24 protein-coding genes are annotated in these 23466 nt (G+C 68.7%); 14 read left to right on the top strand and 10 right to left on the bottom strand.

Annotated elements, in window-relative coordinates:
• Window positions 1-24 precede the first annotated feature (24 nt).
• Window positions 25-546 (bottom strand): pentapeptide repeat-containing protein, encoded by a 522-nt coding sequence (locus tag AC07O4_RS11550; RefSeq protein WP_495304582.1) that lies wholly within the window; start codon window positions 544-546, stop codon window positions 25-27.
• 261 nt (window positions 547-807) lie between these two features.
• Complete coding sequence (locus AC07O4_RS11545; protein WP_095744887.1) at window positions 808-1221, bottom strand: FKBP-type peptidyl-prolyl cis-trans isomerase; 414 nt, start codon at window positions 1219-1221, stop codon at window positions 808-810.
• A gap of 136 nt (window positions 1222-1357) precedes the next feature.
• On the opposite strand from AC07O4_RS11545, the gene eat reads away from it, so the two are divergent.
• Genes eat through AC07O4_RS11525 form a run of 4 tightly spaced genes read left to right on the top strand, consistent with a single transcriptional unit; the run spans window position 1358 to window position 5558 of the window.
• Window positions 1358-2764 carry an ethanolamine permease gene (gene eat, locus AC07O4_RS11540; RefSeq protein ID WP_495304581.1) on the top strand — a complete coding sequence of 469 codons (1407 nt, stop codon included), beginning with the start codon at window positions 1358-1360 and terminating at the stop codon, window positions 2762-2764.
• A 9-nt stretch (window positions 2765-2773) separates the two neighbouring features.
• Window positions 2774-4168, top strand: a complete 1395-nt coding sequence (locus AC07O4_RS11535) for an ethanolamine ammonia-lyase subunit EutB (RefSeq protein WP_495304580.1) — start codon at window positions 2774-2776, stop codon at window positions 4166-4168.
• Entirely contained in the window at window positions 4165-4980 is an 816-nt protein-coding gene (eutC, locus tag AC07O4_RS11530) for an ethanolamine ammonia-lyase subunit EutC (protein ID WP_495304579.1), read from the top strand. The genes AC07O4_RS11535 and eutC overlap by 4 nt, the downstream gene beginning before the upstream one ends.
• Window positions 4977-5558, top strand: coding sequence for a peroxidase-related enzyme (locus AC07O4_RS11525; protein ID WP_062474448.1), 582 nt, complete (start codon window positions 4977-4979; stop codon window positions 5556-5558). Before eutC ends, AC07O4_RS11525 begins: the two co-directional genes overlap by 4 nt.
• 18 nt (window positions 5559-5576) lie before the next feature.
• Here the strand turns inward: AC07O4_RS11525 and AC07O4_RS11520 are convergent, their stop codons facing one another.
• The 3 genes from AC07O4_RS11520 to AC07O4_RS11510 are packed head-to-tail and all read right to left on the bottom strand — an operon-like array spanning window position 5577 to window position 8670.
• Window positions 5577-7340 (bottom strand): phosphoethanolamine transferase, encoded by a 1764-nt coding sequence (locus AC07O4_RS11520; RefSeq protein ID WP_495304578.1) that lies wholly within the window; start codon window positions 7338-7340, stop codon window positions 5577-5579.
• Between the two features lie 57 nt (window positions 7341-7397).
• A complete protein-coding gene (locus tag AC07O4_RS11515; RefSeq protein ID WP_095744881.1) occupies window positions 7398-7973 on the bottom strand; it encodes a phosphatase PAP2 family protein in 576 nt (191 codons plus the stop codon).
• Window positions 7960-8670, bottom strand: a complete 711-nt coding sequence (locus tag AC07O4_RS11510; protein WP_369632356.1) for a phosphatase PAP2 family protein — start codon at window positions 8668-8670, stop codon at window positions 7960-7962. Before AC07O4_RS11510 ends, AC07O4_RS11515 begins: the two co-directional genes overlap by 14 nt.
• A 138-nt stretch (window positions 8671-8808) precedes the next feature.
• Here AC07O4_RS11510 and AC07O4_RS11505 point away from each other — a divergent pair, with 138 nt between their 5' ends.
• The gene (locus AC07O4_RS11505; protein WP_099796469.1) at window positions 8809-9483 is read left to right on the top strand and encodes a response regulator; all 675 of its coding nucleotides are present in this window, start codon (window positions 8809-8811) and stop codon (window positions 9481-9483) included.
• Window positions 9480-10838, top strand: a complete 1359-nt coding sequence (locus AC07O4_RS11500) for a sensor histidine kinase (protein WP_095947444.1) — start codon at window positions 9480-9482, stop codon at window positions 10836-10838. The genes AC07O4_RS11505 and AC07O4_RS11500 overlap by 4 nt, the downstream gene beginning before the upstream one ends.
• Window positions 10839-10868: 30 nt before the next feature.
• Here AC07O4_RS11500 and AC07O4_RS11495 read toward each other — a convergent pair whose 3' ends face one another.
• From AC07O4_RS11495 to AC07O4_RS11485, 3 genes are all read right to left on the bottom strand, one after another.
• Entirely contained in the window at window positions 10869-11291 is a 423-nt protein-coding gene (locus AC07O4_RS11495; protein ID WP_062474433.1) for an acyl-CoA thioesterase, read from the bottom strand.
• Window positions 11288-12118: a DMT family transporter gene (locus tag AC07O4_RS11490; protein WP_495304577.1), complete on the bottom strand. Its 831-nt coding sequence runs from the start codon at window positions 12116-12118 to the stop codon at window positions 11288-11290. Before AC07O4_RS11490 ends, AC07O4_RS11495 begins: the two co-directional genes overlap by 4 nt.
• Before the next feature lie 77 nt (window positions 12119-12195).
• Window positions 12196-12978: an SDR family oxidoreductase gene (locus AC07O4_RS11485; protein ID WP_369632353.1), complete on the bottom strand. Its 783-nt coding sequence runs from the start codon at window positions 12976-12978 to the stop codon at window positions 12196-12198.
• Window positions 12979-13118: 140 nt separating this feature from the next.
• Between AC07O4_RS11485 and AC07O4_RS11480 the strand changes: the two genes are divergently transcribed.
• Entirely contained in the window at window positions 13119-14822 is a 1704-nt protein-coding gene (locus AC07O4_RS11480) for an electron transfer flavoprotein-ubiquinone oxidoreductase (protein WP_062474428.1), read from the top strand.
• A 56-nt stretch (window positions 14823-14878) separates the two neighbouring features.
• On the opposite strand, the gene AC07O4_RS11475 is transcribed toward AC07O4_RS11480, so the two are convergent.
• The gene (locus AC07O4_RS11475; protein ID WP_495304576.1) at window positions 14879-15940 is read right to left on the bottom strand and encodes a hypothetical protein; all 1062 of its coding nucleotides are present in this window, start codon (window positions 15938-15940) and stop codon (window positions 14879-14881) included.
• Between the two features lie 65 nt (window positions 15941-16005).
• Here AC07O4_RS11475 and denD point away from each other — a divergent pair, with 65 nt between their 5' ends.
• The 4 genes from denD (at window position 16006) to AC07O4_RS11455 (ending at window position 19948) form a co-directional block, all read left to right on the top strand.
• Entirely contained in the window at window positions 16006-17022 is a 1017-nt protein-coding gene (denD, locus tag AC07O4_RS11470; RefSeq protein ID WP_307694020.1) for a D-erythronate dehydrogenase, read from the top strand.
• A 55-nt stretch (window positions 17023-17077) separates the two neighbouring features.
• Window positions 17078-18052, top strand: coding sequence for a TRAP transporter substrate-binding protein (locus AC07O4_RS11465; protein WP_062474422.1), 975 nt, complete (start codon window positions 17078-17080; stop codon window positions 18050-18052).
• An 80-nt stretch (window positions 18053-18132) separates the two neighbouring features.
• Window positions 18133-18645, top strand: a complete 513-nt coding sequence (locus tag AC07O4_RS11460; protein WP_062474469.1) for a TRAP transporter small permease — start codon at window positions 18133-18135, stop codon at window positions 18643-18645.
• A gap of 10 nt (window positions 18646-18655) precedes the next feature.
• Window positions 18656-19948, top strand: a complete 1293-nt coding sequence (locus tag AC07O4_RS11455; protein WP_062474420.1) for a TRAP transporter large permease — start codon at window positions 18656-18658, stop codon at window positions 19946-19948.
• A 36-nt stretch (window positions 19949-19984) separates the two neighbouring features.
• Here AC07O4_RS11455 and AC07O4_RS11450 read toward each other — a convergent pair whose 3' ends face one another.
• The gene (locus AC07O4_RS11450; protein ID WP_495304575.1) at window positions 19985-20764 is read right to left on the bottom strand and encodes an AraC family transcriptional regulator; all 780 of its coding nucleotides are present in this window, start codon (window positions 20762-20764) and stop codon (window positions 19985-19987) included.
• Between the two features lie 109 nt (window positions 20765-20873).
• Here AC07O4_RS11450 and AC07O4_RS11445 point away from each other — a divergent pair, with 109 nt between their 5' ends.
• The 3 genes from AC07O4_RS11445 to AC07O4_RS11435 all read left to right on the top strand — a co-directional run bounded on the left by AC07O4_RS11445 (window position 20874) and on the right by AC07O4_RS11435 (window position 23440).
• Window positions 20874-22064 (top strand): MFS transporter, encoded by a 1191-nt coding sequence (locus AC07O4_RS11445; RefSeq protein WP_495304574.1) that lies wholly within the window; start codon window positions 20874-20876, stop codon window positions 22062-22064.
• 260 nt (window positions 22065-22324) lie between these two features.
• Entirely contained in the window at window positions 22325-22807 is a 483-nt protein-coding gene (locus tag AC07O4_RS11440) for a L,D-transpeptidase Cds6 family protein (protein WP_159272259.1), read from the top strand.
• 96 nt (window positions 22808-22903) lie between these two features.
• Window positions 22904-23440, top strand: a complete 537-nt coding sequence (locus tag AC07O4_RS11435) for a hypothetical protein (RefSeq protein ID WP_062474467.1) — start codon at window positions 22904-22906, stop codon at window positions 23438-23440.
• Window positions 23441-23466: the final 26 nt, after the last annotated feature.

Below are 23466 nucleotides of genomic sequence, written 5' to 3'. Positions count from 1 at the left end.
TGGGAGCGGCTGCATCTTGCAGCCTCAGTTGATTCGTGCGTTGGTCAGTTCCATGTCTTCGAACTGACTGCCTGTGAAGTCGACCTGCTCGCCCTGCAGGTTGGTCGCACTCACTTGCGTGCCTCTGCACTCAAGCAACTTCAGACCCGACCAATGGCTCGCATCGAAGTTCAGTTCGGTCCAGTTGCATCGAGTGAAGGCGCAATCACTGAGCGTGCTGGCCTTGAGCTGCGATGCACTGAAAGTGCAGTCCACGAAGGTGCATCCGCTGATCGCGATGCGCTGCATGTCGCATTGGCTGAAGGAGCAACCGCTGAACTGGCATGCGGTCCAGATGGCGTCTTGAAAAGTGGTCGCAGTGAAGCTGCTGCCACTGAAGGCGCTGGACGAGAAGGTGATCAGGTTGAGGTCCAGGCCGGCGTAGGCATTGCCGTCGCTCTGGCCGGAAAGGCCCGCGGGCGCGCCGCCTGCGCCTTTTCGCCATTTGTCGTGGTCCTCGATGATTTGTTTAGCGCTCACGGTGCACCTCGACAAATCCGACTGCACATGAGGGCACCACGCGGCCCAGAAACATCAGAGTGGCGGTGCCAGTGATATGAAGCGTGCGCGTCGGCGCGGCACGGAATGCGGACATGTATTATTCCTCCCAGAAGCCGCTCCTGTGGATCAGGAGTCAGGCCGCGGATTGTGGGAGGCCCATGCGCGCAAAAACAGGGGGAAAGAATCGGGCAACTATTGCGTGGCGAGCAGCGTGATGGACTGCACGCACCGCCCATTGCCCCAGCCGGCTCCAACCGGCCGCGACCACTACTTCTTCGTGACCGACACCAGCTCGACTTCGAAATTCAGCGTCGCATTCGGCGGAATCAGGCCGTTGCCCGCACCGCGCGCACCGTAAGCAATCGACGCCGGGCAGGTCAGCTTGGCCTTGCCGCCCGGCTTCATCTTCTGCACGCCTTCCGTCCAGCACGGGATCACGCCGTTGAGCGGGAACTCGGTGGGTTCGCCGCGCTTGTACGAGCTGTCGAACTCCTTGCCGCTGTCGGGGAAGGTGCCGCGGTAGTGCACCTTGACCACGTCCGTGGCGGCGGGCGATGCGCCGGTGCCTTCCTTGAGCGACTGGTAGATCAGGCCGCTGGGCGTGGTGACCGCCGCGGACTGCGCAAAGGCTGCGGGAATGGCAAGGACGGACACGAGCGCGGCACAGAAAAATGACTTCACGAAACACCTCGGTGGTTGAAAAGCTGCCGATTATGGACAGCCCCCGTGAAGCCGCCTGTACGCCGATGTATCCGATGGAACGGCCCTTGCTTTGGGAGGGGTGCACTGTCACCATCCGCCCAGAGAGGAAGCCCCCATGCGCGCCAACGACGCTCCGCCGGCCCCCGTCGCCGGCACCGGTCATCTCAAGAAAGTCCTCGGTCCCGTCCAGTTGTGGGGCATCGCGGTCGGCCTCGTCATCTCGGGTGAGTACTTTGGTTGGAGCTACGGCTGGAACACGGCCGGCACGCTCGGCTTCCTGGTCGCCACCGTGCTGGTGGCGACGATGTACACGACCTTCATCTTCAGCTTCACCGAGCTCTCGACTGCCATCCCGCACGCGGGCGGCCCCTTCGCCTATGCGCGGCGCGCCTTCGGACCGCGCGGCGGTTTCGTGGCGGGTTTTGCGACGCTGATCGAATTCGTCTTCGCGCCGCCGGCCATCGCGCTGGCGATCGGCGCCTACCTCAACGTGCAGTTCCCGGGCATCAACCCGAAGTGGTTCGCGGTGGGGGCCTACGTGGTCTTCATCGGGCTGAACTGGATCGGCATCGGCATCGCGGCCGCGTTCGAGCTGTTCGTCACGGTGCTCGCGATCTTCGAGCTGCTGGTGTTCATGGGCGTGGTCGCGCCGGGCTGGTCGATGGCGAACTTCGTGGCCAACGGATGGGCCGGCGGCAATGTGCTGAACGGCGCGGCGGTGTCGGGCATCTTCGCGTCGATCCCGTTCGCGATCTGGTTCTTCCTGGCCATCGAGGGCGCGGCCATGGCAGCCGAAGAGGCGCGCGATCCGCACCGCACGATTCCGCTGGCCTACACCACCGGCATCGTCACGCTGGTGCTGCTGGCCTTCGGCGTGATGATCTTCGCGGGCGGCGTGGGCGACTGGCGCCAGCTCGCGAACATCAACGACCCGCTGCCGCAGGCGATGAAGGCGGTGGTGGGCGCCAACAGCGGCTGGCTGCACATGCTGGTGTGGATCGGCCTGTTCGGCCTGGTCGCCTCGTTCCACGGCATCCTCATGGGCTACTCGCGCCAGATCTTCGCGCTCGCGCGCGCCGGCTACCTGCCGGCCTACTTCGCCGGACTGAGCCCGCGCTTCGACACGCCGCACCGCGCGCTGCTGGCCGGCGGCGTGGTGGGCATCGCCGCCATCTTCAGCGACGAGTGGGTGCAGTTCGGCGGACAGACGCTCACGGCCAACATCGTGACCATGGCCGTGCTCGGCGCGATCGTGATGTACCTGATCTCGATGGCCGCCCTGTTCAAGCTGCGGCGCACCGAGCCCGACCTGCTGCGCACCTACCGCGCGCCCTTCTACCCCGTGTTCCCGGCCGTCGCGCTTGGGCTCGGGCTGGTGTGCCTGGGCGCGATGGTCTGGTTCAACCCCATGCTCACGGTGCTGTTCCTCGTGCTGATGGCGGCCGCGTACGGCTACTTCCTGCTCACCTCGGCGCAGCGCGACGCCGCCGCACCGGACGCGATGCTGTCATCCACGCCCTGACAAACAAAGATGCGCTACCGCACCACCATTGCCGGCCAGGGCTTCGCCTTCGACGATCTGCGGCAGGTGCTCGCCTGCGCCAGCCCCGCGCGCTCGGGCGACTACCTCGCCGGCCTTGGCGCGGCGACCGCGCAGCAGCGCATGGCGGCGCGCCACGTGCTGGCCGACACGCCGCTGAAGCAGTTCCTCACCGAGGCGCTGATTCCCTACGAGCAGGACAACATCACGCGGCTCATCATCGACACGCACGACGCGCTGGCCTTCGCGCCGGTCGCGCACCTCACGGTCGGCGACTTCCGCAACTGGCTGCTGTCGGAACAGGCCACCACAGAGGCACTCGCCGCGCTGGCACCGGGCCTCACGCCCGAGATGGTGGCGGCCGTGTCCAAGCTCATGCGCAACCAGGACCTGGTCGCGGTCGCGAAGAAGTGCCACGTCGTCACGCGCTTTCGCGACACCATCGGCCTGCCCGGCCACCTGGCCGTGCGCCTGCAGCCCAACCACCCCACCGACGACCTGCGCGGCGTGGCCGCCTCCACGCTCGACGGCCTGCTCTACGGCGCGGGCGACGCGGTCATCGGCATCAACCCCGTGTCCGACAGCCTGCCGGTGCTCGGGCGCCTGCTGCACATGCTCGACGAGGTGATCCAGCGTTTCGAGATCCCCACGCAAAGCTGCGTACTCACGCACGTGACCAACACGCTGAAGCTCGCGGAGGCCGGCGCGCCGGTCGACCTCGTGTTCCAGTCGATCGCGGGCACCGAGAAAGCGAACCTCTCGTTCGGCGTGACGCCCGCGCTGCTCGACGAGGCCCATGCCGCGGCGCAGTCGCTCGCGCGCGGCACCGTCGGCAACAACCTCATGTACTTCGAGACCGGCCAGGGCAGCGCGCTCTCCGCCAACGCCCATTCCGGCGTCGACCAGCAGACCTGCGAGGTGCGCGCGTATGCGCTGGCGCGGCGCTACCAGCCGCTGCTCATCAACACCGTGGTCGGCTTCATCGGCCCCGAGTACCTGTACGACGGCAAGCAGATCATCCGCGCCGGGCTCGAAGACCATTTCAGCGGCAAGCTGATGGGCCTGCCGATCGGCTGCGACATCTGCTACACCAACCACGCCGAAGCCGACCAGGACGACATGGACACGCTGCTCGTGCTGCTGGGCACCGCGGGCATCAACTTCATCATGGGCATCCCGGGCGCCGACGACGTGATGCTCAACTACCAGAGCACCTCGTTCCACGACGCCCTCTTCCTGCGCGAAACGCTGGGCCTGAAGCGCGCGCCCGAGTTCGAGGCCTGGCTGCAGCGCATGCAGATCACCGACACCGCCGGCCGGCTCGCACCGCCCACCGCCAACCGGCTGTTGAGCGACATGGGCGGGCTGTCCGCGCTGACACCATGAGCGATTCGCCCGTCACCCCCAACCCCTGGGCGCAATGGCGCGCCGCCACGCCCGCGCGGCTCGCACTCGGCCGCGCCGGTGCCGGCATGCCCACCGACGAAACGCTGCGCTTCGGCTGGGCCCACGCGATGGCGCGCGACGCGATCCATGCGGCACTCGATGTCGACGCGCTCGACGCCGCGCTGCGCGCCGACCAATGGCACGTGAACCGTGTGCGCAGCCGCGCCCCCGACCGCACCACCTACCTGCGCCGCCCCGACCTGGGCCGCCAGCTCGACGCCGAAGACGCCGCGCACCTGCGCGACGATCGACCCGTGGGCGGCTGCGACCTCTGCCTGGTGATCGGTGACGGCCTCTCCTCGCTCGCCGTCGCCCGCCACGCCGTGCCGCTGCTCGCGGCGCTGCGCCCGCAGTTGCCGCCCGGCACCCGCCTGTCGCCTGTGTTCATCGCCACCCAGGCGCGCGTGGCACTGGCCGACGAACTGGGCGAAGCGGTGGGCGCGGCGCTGTCGGTCATGCTCATCGGCGAACGCCCGGGCCTGAGCTCGCCCGACAGCCTCGGCATCTACCTGACCCATTCGCCACGCCGCGGCCGGCACGACGCCGAACGCAACTGCATCTCGAACGTGCGGCCCGAGGGGCTGTCGTACGCGCAGGCCGCCTTCAAGCTCGCGTGGCTGGTGCGCGAATCGCTGCGCCGGGGGTTGAGCGGTGTGGGGCTCAAGGATGAGAGCGACCTGGCGGTGCTGGCTGCAAGCCCGGACGCCGTTGCCTATGATCCCGGGACCGATCCCCAGGAGACAAGCAGATGAACGCCCCCCGCTACCCCCTCGCCGAACTGAAAGACCTGCCCGACGACATCCGCACCGCGATCCTCGCCGTGCAGGAAAAGGCCGGCTTCGTACCCAACGTGTTCCTCGGCCTTGCGCGCCGCCCCGCCGAGTGGCGGGCCTTCTTCGCGTACCACGACGCGCTGATGCTGAAGGAAGAAGGCTCGCTCACCAAGGGCGACCGCGAGATGATCGTCACCGCCACCAGCGCGGTCAACCAATGCCTGTACTGCGTGGTGGCGCACGGCGCGCTGCTGCGCATCTACGAGAAGAAGCCGCTGGTGGCCGACCAGGTGGCGGTGAACTACCGCAAGGCCGACATCACGCAGCGCCAGCGCGCGATGCTCGACTTCGCGATGAAGGTCTGCGAACGCTCGCACGAGATCGACGACCGCGACTTCGGGCCGCTGCACGCGCACGGCTTCGACGACGAGGACATCTGGGACATCGCGGCCATCACCGCCTTCTTCGGCCTGAGCAATCGCCTGGCCAGCTTCAGCGGCATGCAGCCGAACCCGGAGTTCTTCCTGATGGGCCGGCTGCCGCGCGAGAAGAAGTAAGACGCTGCGGCGGCGAGCTCAGCCCTTGCCGCGGCAGGAAGCCAGCGCGTCGAGCGCGGGCTTGTAGGTGGGCGTGGTCACGTCCATGAGGCCCAGCACCGTGTGATAGAGGTTGTCGTGCGTGAGCGGCGCATCCAGGCCCGCCTCCATGCACGAGCGCGAGAGCTTGCGGCGCTCGCTCATGCCGTCGCCGAACCAGGTGACCATGGGCACGTGCTTTTGCGCATCGGGCGCGAAGCTGTAGGGCACGCCGTGCAGGAACAGGCCGTACTCGCCCAGCGACTCGCCGTGGTCGCTCATGTACAGCAGCGCCGTGTCGTACTGCTTCGATTGGGTCTGGAGCCAGTCGATGGTCTGGCCGAGGAAATGGTCGGTCTGCGCGATCGAGTTGTCGTAGACGTTCATCAGCTCGGCATGCGCGCACTCGGCCAGCGCGTTGGTCTTGCACTCGGGCGTGAAGCGCTTCAGCTCGGGCGCCGAGCGCTTGTAGTAGGCCGGACCGTGGCTGCCCATCTGGTGCATCACGAGCACGACACCCTTGGCACGCCGCTCGGCGGGCAGCGCGGCGATGCGTTCATCGAGGCCCTTGAGCATCACGTTGTCGAGGCACTCCTCGCCGTCGCACAGGGCCTTCTTGGTGGCCGCATCGAGCCCGTCGAAGGCCGAAGCGTTCGGGATGCGCGCGCACACGCCCTTGCAGCCGGCCTGGTTGTCGAGCCAGAAAACCGCCAGGCCCGAGGCCTGCAGCACGTCCATGAGGTTCTCGTACTCGTCCTTGCGCGACTCGTAGCCGCTCTTGCCCAGGGGCGAGAACATGCAGGGCACCGAGGCCAGCGTGTTGGTGCCGCACGAGCGCACCTCGCGGTAGCTCAGCACGTTGCGCTTCGCCAGCTCGGGCGTGGTGTCGCGGGCGTAGCCGTTGAGGCCGAAGTGATCGGAACGCGCGGTCTCGCCCACCACCACCACGAACAGCGGCGGGCGCTTCTGCGCCGCATAGCTCGGGCCCAGCGCCGTGCCTGCGGTGATCGGCATCAGCTTGCTGCTGCGCTTGAACATCGGCTTGAGCACCACGGCACCAGCCGAGTACAGGCTGGCGATCGGGTTCATCATGTAGCGCAGGTGCACGTTGTTGCGCATCAGCGGCGCGAGCTGCCGGTTCATGGCCACGGCCGTGACCACCGCCACGACGGCGGCCAGCACCAGCAGCAGCGCGTTGCGCCAGACGTGCGACAGCAGCCCCATCGGCACGATGCGCACGCGCCAGATCGCCCAGGCCGCGGGCAGCACGACCACGAGCACGTTGAAGGCCATGCGCCCGCTCAGCAGGTCGCGCGCTTCGTTGGGGTCGGTCTGGAACGCGTTCGCGATCATGCTCGGGTCCATCACCACGCGGTACTGGAGCATGTAGTGCTGCGCCACCGCGGCGATCACCACCACGAGCAGCCACAGCGGCTTCATCCAGCGCGACCAGGCGGTGAGCGACAGCATCGCGACGGTGCCGCAGAAGGTGAGCATCCCCAGCGCGGCGATGGTCGGCATGTAGGTGCTGGGTGCGCCGCCCAGGCGGGCCAGGTCGTTCAGCAGCGGCCAGTTGGCGGTGAGGCCGAGGTACAGGCTGAGCCAGACGATCACCTGCCGCGTCGAGCGGGGCTGCGAGATCCAGCGGTCGAAGCGCTGCCAGAAAGTGCCGGCGGCGCCCGCATCCGACAGCGGCGCGGGGCGGGATTCAGATCGGCTGGGAGCACGCGCCAGCAGCGCGGAGTCGAGACGCGAAACAGACATGCCGCCAATGTAGGCAGCGTGCCTGAAGAGAGCCTGAACAGTTCATTCAGAGCGCATTCAGGCTCGGCCGATGCGCGCGCGGCGCAGCAGTCGCAGGCGCGGGCTGCGCGACACCGCGCGGCCGGCGGGGCGGCTGATGCCGCGCTCCACCACGATCGAGACCAGCGCCGCCAGGATCGCGGCGGCCGTCACGTCGGTCGGGAAATGCAGGCCCAGGTACAGCCGGCTCCAGGCCACCACCACCGCCGCCACCAACGCCAGCCGCATGGGCGTGCGCCACGGCAGGCACCACAGCGAGAAGGCGGCGGCGAAGGTGCCGGCCGCATGCAGGCTGGGGAAGCCCGGGCGCGCCCCCTGCGGCACCCACTGGATGCCCAGGCCGTAGAACGCGGGCCGCGGGAACGGCAGCACCGAACGGAACACGTTCACCACCAGCCACACGACGAGCACGCTGACGAGTGCGGTGAAGAAGGCGTGGCGCCAGCGGCGATCGAAAGCCGCGGCGGCTGCGATGGACAGCGCCAGCAGGGTCGGCAGCACGTCGGACGCGAACATCGCGAAGCGCAGGCTCCACGCCGGCGCGGAGGCCGAGGCGTTGAGCCAGCTGAACAGGGCGAAATCAAGGGCTTGCATGCAGGGGCGCGGTGCGCTCGATGGGAGGAGACGTGCGGCGGCGCGTCGCCACCAGTTCGATGAGGAAGCCGACCGTCCAGCAGACCCAGGCGGTCCACAGCGTGTGGCTCATGTAGTGCGCGCCGCGCATCTGCTGCGCCACGCCGAGCACGAAGCCGGCGGCCAGCGCCACGCACAGCCACACGACGGCCCCGCGCGGTGCCACGCGCCGCAGCACGAAATACCCGCCGAGGTAAGCGAAGGCGGCCGACGCATGGCCGGCCGGGAAGCAGCCGCCCGGCCCGCCGTCGTCCTGGCCCCAGGCCCAGTGCGACACATAGCGCGCCACGCCGCCGAACTCCTTCAGGTCCCAGGGGCAGCTGGTGTCGCTCAGGTGTTTGATCAGGCTCACGGCCAGCACCGAGGCCAGCACCGTCAGCGCCAGCTGCACGCGGGCGCCCGTGTCCAGGCGCCGCAGCACGCCCACGGGCCAGCGGATGGCAGCGAACAGGCCGATCACCAGCAGCCAGCTGAGGTTTCTCGCGCCCTCGTGCATCACGTGGACCAGGAAGGGGTTCTCACGCCAGGGAAAGCCCATCGGCGTGCCGGCCAGGCGGGCCAGCGGCAGGTCGCCGCCAAGGGCGTCCCAGATCATCAGCAGGGCCAGGGCAAGCAAGGTCAGGGCTCCGAGACGGAGATGCGGGGTACGACGGGTCATGAAGAAAAACAGGCCTCGGAACAGACTGGCGCGAGCCTACGCACGCGGGATGAACCCAGTCTGAAGCGACCTGAACGATTCCTGACGCGATCGCCAGAGGGGCGGCGCTAGACTTCGAGTTTTTGTAAGGGCCACCGCGTGCGAATCTTGCTGGTCGAAGATGACAGTTCGTTGGCAGACGCGGTCTGCAGCTACCTCGTCGCCAAGGCGTTCGTCGTCGACGTGGCCCCCAGCCTGGCCGACGCGCGCGGCGCCTTGCTCTCGGTGCAGTACGCGGCGGTGCTGCTCGACCTGCACCTGGGCGACGGCGACGGCCTCTCTTTGCTGCCGCAGGTGCGTGCGCTGCGCGAGCCGCCCATCGTCATCGTGCTCACGGCGCGCGACCAGGTCACCGACCGCATCCGCGGCCTCGATGCCGGCGCCGACGACTACCTCATCAAGCCCTACGACCCGGCCGAGCTGCTCGCGCGGCTGCGCGCCGTGGAACGCCGGCGCAGCGCCAACACCTCGCCGGTGCTGCAGCTGGGCACGCTGGAAATCGACCTGGCCCACGACCGCGTGCGCAAGGACGGCGTGCCCGTCGTGCTCACGCAGAAGGAATGGGCCCTGCTGCGCGTGATGGCCACGCGGCCCGAGCGCATCCACACGCGCGACAACCTGGCCGACGCGCTGTACGGCTTCGGCGACGAGGCCGACAGCAACACGCTCGAGGTGTTCATCAGCCGGCTGCGGCGCAAGCTCGGGCGCAGCCACATCCAGACGCTGCGCGGCCTGGGCTACCGGCTGTCGTTCTCTGCGGACGACGAGGAATGACCAGCGCCCTGCTGCGCGACCGCCGCGATTCGCTGGCCGGGCGCCTCACGCGCACGCTGATCCTGTGGGTCGGCGGCGTGTGGCTGCTGTGCGTGCTCGCCGTGGTCTGGTACGTGGACCGCGAGATCAACCACAACTTCGACAACGAGCTGGTGGAGGTGTCGCACCGCATGTTCGACATGGCGGTGCAGGAGCTCGAGAAGCTGCGCCTGCGCCATGAAAGCGGCAAGCAGGACACGCCGCTGATCGCGCCCAAGCAGCTGTTCTCCGAAGACGCCGTGATGTACCAGGTGGTCGATGTGCACGAGCACGTGCTGCTGCGCTCGGCCGAGGCGCCCGACGACGCCTTCGACGTGCCACTGGCCGCGGGCTTCGCCAACAACCAGACCTGGCGCATCTACACCGTGCGCCACCCCACGCTGGGCCTGTACTTCCAGGTGGCCGACCCGCTGGACGAACGCCGCCGCGCGCTGAACCGCACGCTGTTCGGCCTGATCATTCCGCTCGGTGCGGTGCTGCCGTTGCTGGCGCTCGTGCTGCGCCGGGTGGCGCGCACCGAGCTGCGCGTGCTGCAGCAGCTGGCCGCCGAGATCGAGAAGCGCAACGGCGCGGACCTGCGCCCGATCACCCTGCCCGGCCTGCCGCAGGAGCTGCGCGCGGTGGGCGACCATGTCAACCGGCTGCTGCAGCGGCTGTCGCAGTCGCTCGACGTGGAGCGCGCGCTGGCCGCCAATGCCGCGCACGAACTGCGCACGCCCCTGGCCGCCGCGCGCCTGCGGCTGCAGACCGCGCTCGACCACGACCTGAAGCGCACCGACGTCGAAGGCGCGCTGCAGGCGCTGCAGATGCTGAGCCACCGCGCCGAAAAACTGCTGCAGCTGTCGCGCGCCGAATCGGGCGCCTCGCTCGCGCGGGCGCGGGTCGACCTGGTGCAACTGGCGGGCACGGTGGCACAGGAGTTCTGGCAAGACCCGCAGATCAACGAACGCCTGAAGCTCAAGGTGCCCGACAGCGCGGCGCCGGTGGCCTTCGGCGACGTCGACGCGCTGGCGATCGCGCTGCGCAACCTCGTGGAGAACGCGCTGCGCTACAGCGGCGACGGCCGCGTGACGATCGAGGTGGCCGCGCCGTGCGTGCTGGTGGTGCGCGATGCCGGCCCGGGTGTCAGCGCCGAGCAGCTGCAGTCGTTGCACCAGCGCCATGTGCGCCACGGCTCGGACCGGGCCGGCTACGGCCTGGGCATGTCGATCGTGGGCACCATCGTCGAGAAGCACAACGCGACGCTGGAGCTGGCCTCGCCGCCGCCCGGCATGGCGCGCGGCTTCGAGGCGCGCATCGTGCTGCGGCCGGCCTGAGCCTTTTTTCGTAGACGTGTCAGTGCGCCTTCAATCGCTGACGATCTCGCGCAGCCAGTCGGGCAGCGCCAGCGCCTTCTGCTTCGGAAAGTCGACCCAGATGGTGGTGGCGCCGCCGGCCGCGCAGAGCACCTCGGGCGCGTCCTCGCGGACCATGGTGGCCCAGCTTTCGAAGGTGGTGCGCCCCGGGTCGCTCACGTACATCTTGATCCGCACGTTGCCCGGGTACTCGATCTGCCGGTAGAAGTTGCAGAAGGCATTGACGATCACCATGCCCTCGCCGCCCGGCGTGGGCTCGACGCCGAGCGAGCGGATCCAGTCGATGCGCGCCGTCTCGAGGTAGCGGAAGTAGGTGCCGTTGTTCAGGTGGCCCATGGCGTCCATGTCGCCCCAGCGGATGGGGATCGACATCTCGTACACGAGCTTCTTCTTTTCGGGGATTTCGATTCTCATCGGTGGGCCTTGATGGATGCGAGGATGCCCAGGACGAACAGCGCCGCCGCCACCCATTCGGTGGTCTGTGGCCAGCGGCCGTCCCAGAGGAAGGAATAGAGCAAGGCGAACAGCGTCTCGCTCACGATGAGCTGGCCGCACAGGCTGGCCGAAAGGCGCTGGCTCGCGACGTTCCAGAGAATGGTCGCGAGCCACGACGAGCCGAAGCCGCTCGCCAGCGCGATCCAGATGAAGAGCATGCCGTCGGGCTGCGACTGCAGCGTGGCGACATCGCTGCCCGCCACCGCCCACAGCAGCAAGGCCCCGAGGCCGGTGGCAATGCCCAGCCAGTTGGCCCAGTCGGCCGCATGCACCTCGCGGTGCCGTTGCAGCCAGGCGGCATTGAGCAGGCCGTAGACCGTCCAGCTCACCATCGAGCACAACGCCAGCGCAATGCCCCAGCCGAAGCGCGCGCCGCCTCCACCTGCACCGTGCTGCGCCGACCACGCGCCCCAGATCATCAGCGCGATGCCCGCGCCCGTGAGCAGCAGGCCGGGCAGCAAGGCCCGCATGTGCAGGCCGGCGGGCCGGCCCAGCAGCATCATCCAGACGGGAATGGTGCCGATGATGAGGCTGGGCACCTCGGTGCCCGCCGCCGCGATGCCGAAGGCCAGCAGCAGGTAGTAGCCGCTGAAGCCCAGCACGCTGAGGCCGAGCGCCGCCAGCGCCTGCCGGCCCGTGGGCCAGCGCACGGCCGCGGGCCGCGCGAACACCGCCAACGCCGACACCGCGCCGAACACCGCGAAGCGCGCCGCCGTGATGTCGACCATGCCGAAGTGGCCGACCATGCGCGGCGCCACGAACACCAGGCCCCAGAGCGCGCCCGCGCCCAGGCCGGCGGCGATGCCGATCCAGACCCGGGGGCTCAGATCGCGAACCCGTCGTCGGCGGCGATGACGGCGCCGTTCACGAAATGGCTCTCGCCGCTGGCCAGCAGCACGATCAGGCCATCGAGGTCTTCGGGCTTGCCCACGCGCTTGCGCGGCAGCATGCTGACCAGCTTGGCGCCGCCCTCGGTGCTCCAGTGTTCTTCGTTGAGCTCGGTCGTGATGTAGCCCGGGCACAGCGCGTTCACGTTGATGCCGAAGCGGCCCCATTCGAGCGCCATGGCCTTGGTCATCTGCACCACGGTGGCCTTGCTCATGCAGTAGGTGCCGATCTGCGGCATGACCTTCAGCGCCGCTGACGACGCGATGTTGATGATGCGTCCGCCGATGTAGGTGCCCGGCGCCTTGCCCTGGGCGCGCGCCAGCATGCGCTTGCCGACCTCCTGCGCGACGAAGAAGGAGCCCTTCACGTTGGTGTCGAAGATGTAGTCGTAGTCCTCGGGCGTGACGTCCTGCAGGCGCTGCGTGGCGCTCACGCCCGAGTTGTTGACCAGGATGTCGATGGGCCCCACCTCGGTCTCGGCGCGCGCCACGGCGGCCTTGATGCTGCCGATGTCGGTCACGTCGAGCTCGACCACGTGGGCGTCATGGCCCTCGCCTTCGATGCGCGCGCGCAGCTCCTTGAGCTTCTCGACGCGGCGGCTGGCCAGCACCACGGCGGCACCGGCACGGGCCAGTGTTTTGGCGAACTGGGCGCCCAGTCCGCTGGAGGCGCCGGTGACGAAAGCCACGCGGCCGGAGAGATCGATGCTGTAAGCCATGAGCTGAATCCTGTGGAGTCGCGCAGGTGACGCAAGGCGCCTCGCCTGCCGGCGACAAGGCCCCCGCCGGACGCCGCATAAAATGCCCGGCGAACCGGGACGCCCCCGCGCCTCTAAAAATCATTATCGACCCAACCCACATGACGCACGACGAAATCCTCGCCCAGTTCGGCCCTCGCGAAGCCATGGAATACGACGTGGTCGTGGTCGGCGGCGGCCCCGCCGGCCTCTCGACCGCGATCCGCCTCAAGCAGCTCGCCGCCCAGCAGGAGAAGGAAATCTCCGTCGTGGTGCTCGAGAAGGGTTCCGAGCCCGGCGCGCACATCCTGTCGGGCGCCATCATGGACCCGCGCGCGCTCAACGAATTGCTGCCCGACTGGGAGGAACTCGGCGCCCCGCTGAACCAGCCGGTGACCGACGACGCCATGGTGTTCCTGAGCGAAAAGTCGGGCCTGCGCACGCCCAACGCCTTCCTGCCGGCCTGCTTCCAGAACCACGGCAACTACATCATCAGCCTGGGTGCCTTCACCAAGTGGCTGGCGCAGCAGGCCGAGAACCTGGGCGTGGAAATCTTCCCCGGCTTCCCGGCCGCCGAAGTGCTCTACAACGAGAACGGCTCGGTGCGCGGCGTGGCCACCGGCAACATGGGCGTCGGCAAGGACGGCGAACCCACCGAGAACTTCCAGCTCGGCATGGAGCTGCTGGGCAAGTACACGGTGTTCGCCGAAGGCGCGCGCGGCCACCTGGGCCGCCAGCTGATCGCCAAGTTCAAGCTCGACGAAGGCCGCGACCCGCAGACCTATGGCCTGGGCGTCAAGGAAGTCTGGGAAATCGATCCCAAGCGCCACCAGCCCGGCTTCGTGCTGCACACGGCCGGCTGGCCGATGGACAACAACACCTACGGTGGCGCGTTCCTCTATCACATGGAGGACAACAAGGTCACGATGGGCTTCATCACGGGCCTGGACTACAGCAACCCGTACCTGAGCCCGTTCGAGGAAATGCAGCGCTGGAAGCTGCACCCCAACATCCGCTGGTACCTCGAGGGCGACGAAGCCAAGGGCATCAAGCCCGCCAAGCGCATCGGCTACGGCGCGCGCGCCATCACGGCCGGCGGCCTGATGTCGCTGCCCAAGACGGTGTTCCCGGGCGGCGCGCTGGTCGGCTGCGAGGCCGGCTACCTGAACGTGAGCCGCATCAAGGGCAGCCACGCCGCCATCAAGACCGGCATGCTGTGCGCCGAAGCCGCCTTCGACGCCGTCATGGCCGGCCGCCAGCACGACGAACTCACGGCCTACCCGGCCGCGTTCGAGAAGAGCTGGCTCTACACCGAGCTGAACAAGGCGCGCAACTTCAAGGCCTGGTTCAAGAAGGGCCTGGGCATCGCCACGGTCATGAACGGTGTCGAGCAGTGGCTGCTCAAGGGCCACATCCCATGGACCCTGCGCCGCAACAAGCCCGACCACCAGTACCTGAAGCCGGCCGCCGAGTGCAAGCCCATCGTCTATCCGAAGCCGGACGGCAAGCTCACCTTCGACCGCCTCTCCAGCGTGTTCATCAGCAACACGAACCATGAAGAGCAGCAGCCCGCCCACCTGACGCTGAAGGACGCGTCGGTGCCGGTCAACGTCAACCTCGCCAAGTTCGCCGGCCCCGAAAGCCGCTACTGCCCGGCCGGCGTGTACGAGTTCGTGCCCGACGAAGCCAGCGCCGGCAAGGAGCGCCTGCAGATCAACGCGCAGAACTGCGTGCACTGCAAGACCTGCGACATCAAGGACCCGACGCAGAACATCGTCTGGGTCACACCTGAAGGCGGCGGCGGCCCGAACTACGTGGGCATGTAAGGCGCCCCTCAAGACACCTCAGAAAGCCCTCTTCGGAGGGCTTTTTTCATGGCGCTTCAGGCGAGGTACGCGGCGACCTCGTCGGGCGTGAGGAAGTGCACCAGCGACACCTGCGGGTTCTGCTCGGCATGCAGCACGTGGGTGAATCCGTTCCAGCCGCGCGCGGGCTTGTCGTCCGTCTCCAGTGCGACGAGCACCAGCCGCCCCTGCCGGCGCACGTTCTCGCGCAGCGTGCCTTCCCCCCAGGACCACGCCATGCGGTCCACCAGCTCGCCCTGGGCGAAGGCTGTCGCCTGCAGCCAGAGGAAGGCGGCGGCGTCGCTGTCCTCGTCGCGGCGTGTGCGCGGCGGCTGCCGGATGCCCAGCGTCTGGGCGTGCGTTTCCATCAGGTCCTGCAGCAGCGAGAAGGCGTGGAAATTGTTGTTGATGCCCTGGGCGCGAACGACCATGCCCGCGCGCGACGCCGGCAGCAAGACCACCAGCTCGTCCTCGTACGACAGCTGGGCCGCGGCGCGCAGGAAGTGCAAGGCCTCGAAGGGCAGCGAGTCGTTGGCGTACATCGCCTCGATGTGCGCGAGCAGGCCTGCGTCCGCCACCAGCGACTGGTGGTTGCGCACATCGCGCACCACCATGGTCATGAGCGGCAGCACCAGCAGGTCGACCGCGCGCTGCAGCGCATCGACCTCGAAACGGGCCTGCGGCGACAGCGCCGCGAGCGCCGCTTCGGCGGCCTGCCAGGCGGCGAGTTCTGCCTCGTCCTGCGGTTCCTCGTCGTCATCGCCGGGTTCGTACGGCTGCACCGCGCAGTAAGGCGCCAGCGACGCCAGCAGGCGCCCCGCCAGCTGCCGCACGGCGTCGAACATGAGCTGCGGATCGGCGCCGTTCTCGACCAGCGCGCCGCAGAACACCGCCAGCAACGCGGCCCGGTGCGGATGCAGCTCGCCGAGCCGCGCGATGGCGGCCCGCAGCACCTCGTCCTTCGCCGAGCCTTCCACCACCTCGAAGTAGAGCGCACGGACCTCCGGCCGCTGGAAGAAGGAAGCCTGGGTGTCGAGGTCGGCGTCCTGCAGCACAGGCAGTCGCAGGGTGGCAAGAAGATCGGGAGGCAGCATGGGCATGCGCAAATTGTGCGATACCGCCGACGCTATCCTCGCGACACAAGGACACAAGGAGACAGGACCCCATGCACATCGTCATCACCGGCGGCGCCGGCTTTCTCGGCGCGCGCCTGGCGCGCACCCTCCTGGCCCTGGGCCAGCTCTCGCTCGCCGGCGCGCCCGCCCGCGACATCGCCCGCATCACGCTGGTCGACCGCGCACCACCGCCGCCCGACCTCGCGGCCAACGCGCGCATCGCGGCCGCCACCGGCGACCTGAACGCCCAGCTGGCCGACGACGGCGCCACCTTCTGGCGCGAGGCCGACGCGGTGTTCCACCTCGCAGCGGCCGTCAGCGGCGAATGCGAAGCCGACTTCGACCTGGGCATGCGCAGCAACTTCGCCGCCACGCACGGCCTGCTCGAGAAGCTGCGCGCGCTCGGCACGCGCCCAGTGCTGGTGTTCTCCAGCTCGCTCGCTGTGTTCGGCGATTCGCCCGAACAGCCGCTGCCCGCGCTCATCGACGACCACACGCTGCCCACGCCGCAGACCAGCTACGGCATCCAGAAATTCATCGGCGAGCAGCTGGTGGCCGACTACACGCGCAAGGGCTTCGTGCAGGGGCGCAGCGTGCGCCTCATGACGGTGAGCGTGCGCCCCGGTCAACCGAACGGCGCGGCCTCGGGTTTCTTCAGCGGCATGATCCGCGAGCCGCTCGCCGGCCTGCGCGCGGCCTGCCCGGTGCCCGACGAGACGCCCGTGGCCATCGCCTCGCCGGCCCGGACCATCGAAGGCATCGTGCGCGCCGCCGAAGCCAGCGACGCCGACTGGGGCCCGCGCACCGCGCTCAACCTGCCCTCGCTGGCCACCACCGTGGGCGAAATGGCCGCCGCGCTCGAACGCGTGGCCGGCCGCGCCGCCACCGACCTGCTCGACCGCACGCCCGACGCCGCCATCCGCCGCATCGTGAAGACCTGGCCCGGGCGCTTCGACACGCCGCGTGCGCGGGCCCTCGGGCTCACGGCCGACGAGAGCTTCGACGCGGTGATCCGCGCCTACGTCCGTGAAAGTCCCGACGCGGTCAAACTGGTTATTGGTGCATAGTCATTTCCTGACCTGCGCCTGACGCGCTTTCGACCCCCAACTCCCCGGAGACACCATGAAATTCGGCCACATCGCCGCCGCCTGCCTTTCGCTCGCCCTGGGCACCGCCGCCTTCGCGCAGCAACCCACCGTTCTCAAGATCGGCTATGCGACGTCCAAGGAATCGCATTACGGCGTGGGCTCCACCGTGTTCTGCGAAGAGGTCGAGAAGAACACCCAGAACCGCTTCAAGTGCCAGCACTTCGCCAACTCGGCGCTGGGCGGCGAGCGCGAGCAGATCGAAGCGATCCAGCTCGGCACGCAAGACCTGCTGAACACCTCGACCGGCCCCGTGGGCAACTTCGTGCCCGAGGTCAAGATCGTCGACATCCCCTTCCTGTTCCGCGACTACGACCACGCCCGCAAGGTCATGGACGGCCCCATCGGCCAGGACATCCTGACCAAGTTCCCGAGCAAGGGCATCATCGCGCTGGCCTGGACGGAAAACGGCTTCCGTCACATGACGAACAGCAAGCGCGACATCGTCAAGCCCACCGACGCGGCCGGCCTGAAGATGCGCACCATGGAAAACAAAGTGCACATGGACGGCTACCGCACCTTCGGCATCCTGCCCACGCCGATGGCCTTCCCGGAACTCTTCGGCGCGCTGCAGCAAGGCACGGTCGACGGCCAGGAAAACCCGATTCCGGTGATCCTGTCCTCGAAGTTCTCGCAGGTGCAAAAGCACCTGTCGCTCACCGGCCACGTCTACTCGCCGGCGCTGCTGCTGCTGTCGCCCAAGGTGTGGAACAAGCTCTCGGACGCCGACAAGAAGGTGTTCACCGAAGCGGCGAAGAAGGCCTCGATCGCGCAGCGCAAGAAGGTCAACGACGACGAGAACAACGGCATCGCCCAGCTTGAGAAAGACGGCATGAAGGTCACGCGCACCGTCGACGGCGCGGCCTTCCGCGAAGCCCTGAAGCCGGCCTATGTGGGCTACGCCAAGGAATTCGGCGCCGACAACATCAAGAAGATCACGGACGTCAAGTAAGACCGCTCCGCCCCGACCGCGCCCGGCCCGCCTCAGTGTGCCGGGCGCTTCGCATTTCCGACACCACAGAGAACCACAACGTGCAAGCCTTCGAGCGCTACTTTCTCGCCGCCAACCGGTGGGCGCTGATCCTCCTGCTGGCGGCCATGTCCGTCATCATCTTCACCAACGTCGTGCTGCGCTACACCACGAACCAGTCGATCGAATGGGCCGAAGAGGTGTCGCGCCACATGATGATCTGGCTCACCTTCCTGGGCGCCGGACCGGTGCTGCGCTACGGCGGCCACATCGCCGTCGAGAACCTGCAGGACGCCCTGCCCCGGCCCGCGGCCGTGGCGGTGCGCATCGTGGTGGCCGGGCTGCTGTTCGCCTTCTTCGGCTTCATGGTCTGGTACGGCTGGCTCTACATGGAACGCACGATGTTCCAGCTCACCGCCGTGACGCAGATTCCGTTCGCCTACATCTACAGTGCGATGCTGATCGGCGGCGTGCTGCTGATCGTGCACTGGCTGCTGGTGGTGCGCGGCTACGTGCTGAACCGCGAGTTCGCGTCGGACGCGCATTTCGACGCCAACGCGTCGGCCTCGCTGTAAGGACACGATCATGGATGCCAGCATTGTTCTGATCGTCTCCGCCTGCGTGTTCCTGGCCATCGGCGTGCCCGTGGCCTTCGCGCTCGGCCTGGCCACGGCCGCCACCCTGATCCTCGCGGAAAGCTACCCGCTGATGGTGCTGCTGAAGGAAACCTTCACCGGCATCGACAGCTTTCCGCTGATGGCCGTGCCCTTCTTCATCCTGGCCGCCGAGCTCATGAGCGGCGGCTCGCTCACCGAGGTGCTGCTGCGCTTCGCGGGCCAGTTCGTCGGCCACCGCCGCGGCGGGCTGGGCTACACCAACGTGGTGTCGCTGACCTTCTTCTCGGGCATCTCGGGCTCGGCGCTGGCCGATGCGGCCGGCCCCGGCTCGATGCTCATCAAGATGATGGACAAGGCCGGCTACGACCGCTCGTACGCAGCGGCGCTGACGGCCTCCACGGCCATCGTGGGGCCGATCATTCCGCCCTCGATCATCATGATCATCTACGCGCTGCAGGACGAAACCGTGTCGGTCGGCCAGCTGTTCGTGGCCGGCATCGTGCCGGGCATCCTGATCGCGGTGGCGATGTGCGTGGTGAACTTCTACGTCTCGAAGAAGCGCAACTACAAGGGCGACGGCCAGACGCCGCCGCTGCGCGAAATCCTCATCACGACGTGGAAGGCGATTCCCGCGATTCTGCTGCCGGTGGTGATCCTGGGCGGCATGCGCGCCGGCTGGTTCACGCCCACCGAAGCGTCGGTGGTGGCGGTGTTCTACGCGCTGGTGTGCGGCAAGTTCATCTACCGCACGCTCGAGTGGAAGATGCTGCCCGACATCCTGTCGCGCTCGGCGCTGCTGTCGGCGTCGGTGCTGATCATCATCGGGCTGTCGGCCTCGTTCGCGTGGGTGCTGACCATCGAGGGCATTCCGCAGCAGATGGCCGAATGGCTCATCAGCATGAACCTCTCGCCGTGGATGTTCCTGATCATCGTCAACGTGTTCCTGCTCTTGTTCGGCATCTTCATCGAGCCGCTGCCGGGCGTGATGGTGCTGGCGCCGATCCTCGCGCCGGTGGCGATCAAGCTGGGCGTCGACCCGGTGCACTTCGCGATGATCGTGATCTTCAACCTCACGCTGGGCATGATCACGCCGCCGGTGGGCGGGCTGCTGTTCGTCACCTGCAACGTGTCGAAGGTGCCGATGTCGGCGCTGGTGAAGGAACTGGTGCCCTTCCTGTGGGCGCACGGCGCGGTGCTGATGCTGCTGACCTTCGTGCCGATGCTCAGCACCTGGCTGCCGCGCGCGCTCGGGTTCAAGTAGCGGCGCAGGCCGCCCCCGCCCACGCCTTCACCCGCCTCAGGCCGGCGGGTGAAGGTACTGGCTCGGCGGCACGCCGAGCGTGCGGCGGAACATCGCGGTGAAGGCGCTCGGGCTCTCGTAGCCGTGCGCCAGCGCCACCTCCAGGATCGACGCGCCCGCGGCCAGCCGCGGCAGGCTCAGCAGCAGCCGCGCCTGCCGGCACCACGCGCCGAAGGTCATGCCAGTTTCGCGTTCGAACAACCGGGCCAGCGTGCGCGCGTTCATGTGCAGCCGCGCGGCCCAGCCGTCGAGCGTGGCGGGCTGCGCGGGGTCGCGGATCAGCGCCTCGCACAGCGCGGCCAGGCGCACGTGGCGCGGCATCGGCACATGCAGCGACAGGGCGGGCGCGGCCTCGATCTCGTCGAGGATCAGCTCCATCACGCGCTCGTCGCGCCCGCCCGGCGGGTAGTCCAGCGGCAGCGACACGGCCGCCACGATCAGCTCGCGCAACAGCGCCCCCACGTGGATCACGCGGCAGTCGCCGCCCAGGTCGGCGCGCGTGCCGGGCTCGACGAAGACGGTGCGCATCTTCACCTCGCCCGCCATGCGGATCTGGTGCGTCATGCCCGGCGGCACCCAGACGCCGCGCCCCGGCGGCACCACCCAGCTGCCGGCCGCGGCGCCGACCATCATCACGCCCGAGATCGCGTGGATGAGCTGCCCGCGCCGGTGTGCATGCGGCGGAATGAAAGCGTCGCCCGCCGGATCGGTGGCCAGCACGGCCACGGCGCGCGGGGTCGATTCGCCCTCGTCGGGGCGCAGATTCAGTTTGTCCATTTCACGACGATGTTTGCACATTCGTAGCGAGAACATCTTCTCCTGTCTTCCTACGATGGCTTTTCTCCCTCTTTTTCTCCAACCGGACATCCAGGAAAGAAGCCATCGCATGAACACGCGCCGACTCGGGCTGCTCACCGGCACCCATGCCGTCAACGACCTCTACCAGGGCCTCGTGCCCGCGCTGCTGCCCTTCATGGTGCTGGAGCGCGGCTACAGCTACACGGCCGTGAGCGGCCTGATGCTGGCGGCCACCGGGCTGTCGAGCGTGGTGCAGCCGCTGTTCGGCCTGTATGCCGACCGCCACCCGCGCGCCTGGCTGGTGCCCGTGGGCTTCCTGGTGGCGGCGCTGGGCGTGGTGCTGGCGGGCCTGAGCCAGAGCTACCTGCTGACCTGGATCGCGGTCGCGCTGTGCGGGCTGGGCATCGCGGCCTACCACCCGCCCGCCACCGTGGCCGCGCGCGCGGCCGGCGGTGCCTCGCAGAAGGCGATGAGCGTGTTCTCGGTGGGCGGCACCATCGGCGCCTCGTTCGCACCCGTGCTGGCGGCCACGGTGGTCGGCGGCGGCAGCCTGTCGCGCAGCTACCTGCTGGGCATTCCCGCGGTGGCGATGGGCGTGGTGTGGGTCGTGGCGAACGCGCGGCGCGGCGCGGCCGCCCAGCACGCGGCCACGGCGGCGCGGGCCGCGCAGGCCCGCGCCCAGGTGCTGAAGCCGCACAACGACTGGCGCGCCTTCAGCCTGCTGGTGGCGACCATCGTGGGCTGGTCGATCCCCTACGTCACGGTGCTGTCGATGCTCTCGCTGCGCATCACGCGCGACCTGCACGGCAGCACCTTCCAGGGCGCCGCGGCGCTCACCGCCTTCACCGCCGCAGGGGCCGTGGGCACGCTGGCCGGCGGCTGGCTCGGCGACCGCATCGGGCGCATGGGCACGATCCGCTGCGGCTACCTGCTCGCGCTGCCGGCCATGGCGGGCCTCGTGCTCTCCTCCACGCCCGGCGCGGCGCTGGCCTGCACCGCGTGGCTCGGCATGAGCATGTTCCTCCCCTTCGCCGCGCAGGTGACGCTCGCGCAGGACTACCTGCCGCGCAACCCGGCCACCGCCAGCGGCATCACGCTCGGACTCGCGCTCTCGGTCGGCGGGCTGGTGTCGCCGCTGTTCGGCCTGCTGTCGGATGCGCACGGACTCGGCGTGACGCTGACGGTGGTGTTGTGCGTGCTGTGCGTCGCGACCGTGCTCGCCTTGCGGCTGCGCAACCGCACAGTGCAGGTGATGGCGGGCGAGGCTGCCGCGGCCTGAGTTGAGTTCCGTTCCCGCGCTACGGCAGCGCCCACCGTGCACAGGGCACTGGGTGCTTCCCGCAGCGAAATCAAGGAGGAGCCGAAGGCGGGGGACATTCGCGGAGGGAAGTACCCGGTGGCCTGTGCACGCGCCCTGAACCACGGACCACCGAAATCCGTGGGCGATTCAACGCCGCACGCCTCCTCTTTCACTGCCAGAATCGACGCAAGCTTCGACGTCGAGCCTGACAGACAAGAAGAAGGAAAGAGAAGGACGCCATGCACCGAATCGTCGCCCAGGGCAGCAGCCTTGTCGCTGCCGGCTTGCTGGCCACCGCCGGTATCGCGGCCACGCCGGCCGCCGCGCCCGTTGCAGCCGTTGCACCAGCAGCTGCCCCCGCCAATCCCACCAATCCCGTCACCCACCTCGCCGAAGTGGAAAGCGCCGTGCGCGCCTGGGCCGCCGCCTGGTCCGCGCGCGACGTCGAGCGCTACCTCGCCGCCTACGCGAGCGACTTCACCCCCGCGCGCGGCCAGACCCGCGAGCGCTGGGAGGCCGACCGGCGCGCCCGCATCACGGGCAAGTCGCGCATCAGCGTGGGCATCGAGGGGCTGGTGATCAGCGTCCAGGGCACCTCGGCCAGCGCGCAGTTCCGGCAGGTCTACAGCGCCGACGCGCTCACCGAGACCGACCGCAAGACGCTCGAGCTGCAGCGCGTGGGCCCGCGCTGGCTGATCCGCAAGGAAAGCGCGGGCAACTGACGCGCGCCGCCTTGTCCCTGTAAGGCAAATGGTTCACGAAGATGTCACCACTTGCAACGATGCTGCAGCCTTCGACCTCCGAAAGCTGTGGCCGCCATGTTCCCCACCAAGACCGAGAAGGCACGCGACGAACTCCAGGCCGGGCAGCGCACGCTCAGCCAGCGTGAGCGCGCCCTGCTGCTCATGGCCGACGGCCGGCGCTCGCTGACCGACTTCAGCCCGCTGTTCCCCAGCCGCGTCGAGGCCGAGCAGGCGATCCAGGGGCTGATGCAGCGCGGCTACCTGCAGGTCGCGCGCCCGGTCGCGCCGCCGCCTGCACCGGCCCCCACGCCCGTCCCCGCCGCCGAGCCGATCCAGGTCGCCACCTCGGCCGACAGCTTCGACGGCAAGCGCTCGCTGGCCACCACGCGCATGTTCCTGTTCGACATCTGCGAGCGCATGTTCGTGCGCCGCGACCCGCGCTTCGCCAACCAGATGCGCGACGCCCTGCGCGAGGCCCGCGACCGCGAGGCCATGCTGACCATCGCCGCGCTGATGCTCTCCGAGATCGAGAAGGCCGCCGGCCCCGAGCGCGCCGACTCGCTGCGCGAGCGCATCGACAAGCTGCTGCCGCCGGCCGAAACCGTGCACTGAGCCGCCAGCCCCGGCCCCGCGATCCA

The sequence above is a fragment of the Variovorax sp. GW821-FHT09D04 genome (assembly GCF_059416405.1).
This window is presented reverse-complemented; position numbering and strand designations above follow the sequence as displayed.